The sequence below is a fragment of the Subdoligranulum sp. APC924/74 genome (genome assembly GCF_003324125.1).
Lineage (GTDB): Bacteria > Bacillota > Clostridia > Oscillospirales > Ruminococcaceae > Gemmiger > Gemmiger qucibialis.
In genome coordinates this window covers 1-3,269 of record NZ_PSQF01000160.1, presented here as the reverse complement: position 1 = coordinate 3,269, position 3,269 = coordinate 1, and the positions used below count along the sequence as shown (strand labels likewise).

The window sequence follows — 3,269 nt, the reverse complement described above, 5'->3', positions numbered from 1 at the left end:
GCTGCGGCACGGCATCTGCGTTGCCAAAATGCTCGATAAGACATCCAGTATTATCTGCGCTTTTGGCTTAGCATCTGCCGCACCTCGCTTGCCGTATCGGCACTTAGAATTATGCGGTATTGCCTTAGCTTATATCAGCTTTCAAATTTTATTTCTTTGCCCCAAAGGATGTGTTACTACTGGCAAAAAATTCAACTTTACCAAAACTTACCCGCAATGGGCGGTTGTTTCTCGGCGGTGCCCTGCTGGGGGTACTGGTGTTTGTGCTGGTGTTCGGGGTCAGCACACTGGATGTAACCAACGATGCCTTTTGCCGCGGTGGGTATATTGAAAAGGACATCCAGCAGCATTATGCCGGGTGGCTGTTTTACCGCCAAAGCTCCGCTGGCTGGCCGCTTTGCATTGCCCGCGGCATCAACTACCCGGATGGGCTGAGCGTTGCTTATACCGACTCTATCCCGCTGGTGGCTGCCCTGTTAAAGCCGGTTGCCAACCTTGTGGGCGGAACGTTCCAGTATATGGGGTGGTTCACGCTGGTCTGCTTTGCGTTGCAGGGCGGGTTTGGCGCGCTGCTGGCAGGGCTGTTCCTGCCGGGGTGCGCGGCACCGCTTGCGGCGGACCTGCTGTTTGTTACCAGTCCGGTTTTGTTTGAGCGTGTGTTCCGGCATACCTCGCTGGGGGCACAGTTTTTTGTGCTGGCTGCGCTCTATTTTTATTTTGCTGCACGGCGCAAAGGGCAGTATGCCTCCCGCGGGCTGTTTGTGCTGAACGTGCTGGCGGTAGGCATCCACCCCTACTTTCTGCCGATGACCTATGCCATCACGCTGGCGCTGCTGCTGGAATATGCACTGCACAACCGCCAGCTTGCGGGGCCCGGCCTGTACCTTGCCGCTAACTTTGGCGGCACGGCACTGCTGGGCTGGGCACTGGGGCTGCTGTACAGCAGTGCTTCCAGCGGCGGGCAGGCATTGTACGGCTATTTCTGCATGAACCTGAATGCACTGTGGAACCCCGTGGGGGTAAACGGCGTGCTGTACAGCCGGGTGCTGCCCGCACAGAACCAGGTTTACGGCAATTATGATGCCTTTGCCTACCTGGGGCTGGGCGTGCTGATTGCCCTGCCCATTGCGGTGGTTTTGCTGCGGCGGCAACTGGGCGGCATGCTGCGCCGCCACTGGGCATTGGCCTGCTGCTGCGCGGTTTTAACGGTGTTTGCCATCAGCAATGTGATTACCGCAAACGGCGCAACGCTTGCCACGCTGCCGCTGCCCGCTTCGCTGATCAAACTTTTTTCCATCTTCCGTTCCAGTGGGCGGCTGTTCTGGCCAATCTATTACCTGCTGATGTTGCTAACCCTTGTGGGCCTTGCCCGGCTGAAAGGCCGCTGGCTGCTGGCGGGTGCTGCCCTGCTGGCTGTGGTACAGGTTTGGGATGTAAGCCCCGGCATGGTGCAGCGCAGTGCGGCAATGCTGCAGGCCATGCAGACCGATGCGTTCCCCACCGAGATGGAGAGCGATTTCTGGCAGGCAGCGCAGCAGTATACGGCGGTTGTCTCAATGGATGAAATTCAAGATGACGCGTTGCATCTGGCCCTGTTTGCCGCGGACAACGGCATGACGACCAACGACCCGTTTGCCGCCCGCTATGATGAAACGGCACTGGCCGCCCAACGGGAAACGCTGCTGGCGGAGCTTGCTGCCGGAACCGTGCGGGAGGATACGCTGTACCTGTTTGCAGAGGAAGGTGCCTTTTTGCAGGCCGTGGAACCGGTGAAGGGCAATGCCTGGTGCGGAAGGGTAACGAGTACGGACGGCACATGCAGCTGGTATGTGATTGCGCCGGGGCTGCAGGGGCAGAACTTTGATGCGCTGTGCACCCCCTATGACGAAAATTATCCCCTGCGCCTTGCGGATTACACTGACGCCCTGTGGAACCGCGGTGTGCTGGACGAAACGAAACAGACGGTATGCTTTGCAGATTCCCCCTTTGTGCGCCGCAAGCTGGAACATGCCAGTGTGCTGTGCGCCGATGGGAAGGAATACACAATTAAAACGATTGACGACCACGATGCAGGCTGGCTGATGGTGACACTGGATATCCCGGACGCGACCGTTTTGTGGGATAAAGAATTGGAGAGTAAATAATGCAGGAACTACATGTAAAAAGCCTTTTGCCCGTGCGGCTGGACAAATACCTGATGGAGCAGTTCCCTGCCCTGGGGCTGGGGCGGCTGAACAAGGCGCTGCGGGAAAACAAAATTAAGCTGAACGGCAAAAAGCAGCCCCTTGCCACCCGTGTGCAGAACGGCGATGTGATCCGCGTTTACCTGCTGGACGACCAGCTTGGACTGACCTCCCAGGAGGGGCCGGAGTTTTTGCAGGCACGCGCCCCGGCGGAATTTATTTATGAAAACGATGATTTGATCGTGGCCAACAAGCCCGCGGGTATCCCGGTGGATGGTGACGAAGCTGACACCCTGCTGAACCGCGTACTGCGCCGCCTGTATGAGGAAAAGCGGTGGGACGCCGCCCATGAGCCGCGCCTGTGCCACCGGCTGGACACCGGCACCAGCGGCCTTGTGCTGCTGGCAAAGACCGCGGCGGCGGAAGAATTTTTGGTAAACGCCATCAAAGAGCGGTTGATTCGCAAAACTTACCTGTGCGTAACCTTTGGCCGTCCGGTACCACCCGCTGCCACGCTGCACAGCTTTTTAACGAAAGATTCTGTGCATGGCATTGTGCGCATTCTGGACGAGCCGAAATCCGGTGCAAAAGAGATCATTACCGCATATGATACCATTGCCGTCAGCGGACGTTTGGCGCTATTACGGGTGGAGCTGGTAACGGGCCGCACCCACCAGATCCGCGCTCATCTGGCCAGCATTGGCTGCCCGATTTTGGGCGATTCCAAGTATGGCAACAATGCCGCCAACCGGGAGCTGAAGCTGAAATATCAGGCTCTGTGCGCCTGGGAGCTGGCGTTCCCCAAAAAGATCAGCGACCCACAGTTTGCCGCTTTGGCTGGCAAGGTGTTCCGCGCACCCAAGCCATGGTATTACCAGCAGGTACTGGATGGAACGCTGAAATAAGCGTTATGCGCCAGGGGATTGATTTTTTGCATCCTGCATGCTTTTACTGCTTTATGATTGCTGCCTTGCAAATTTAATCACAAGCTCTAACCACATTTTCCTATGGCAACACCGCACAATTCCCGCCTTACGGCTTAAGCACCGCTCCGGCGGCTGCGGCACGGCATCTGCGTTGCCAAAA

General features: G+C 57.4%; 2 protein-coding genes. Both read left to right on the top strand.

What is annotated here, in order from left to right:
- Positions 1-170: 170 nt before the first annotated feature.
- Positions 171-2,144, top strand: a complete 1,974-nt coding sequence (locus tag C4885_RS15780) for a DUF6311 domain-containing protein (protein WP_147237874.1) — start codon at positions 171-173, stop codon at positions 2,142-2,144.
- The gene (locus C4885_RS15775; protein WP_114001245.1) at positions 2,144-3,088 is read left to right on the top strand and encodes an RluA family pseudouridine synthase; all 945 of its coding nucleotides are present in this window, start codon (positions 2,144-2,146) and stop codon (positions 3,086-3,088) included. The genes C4885_RS15780 and C4885_RS15775 overlap by 1 nt, the downstream gene beginning before the upstream one ends.
- Positions 3,089-3,269 lie beyond the last annotated feature (181 nt).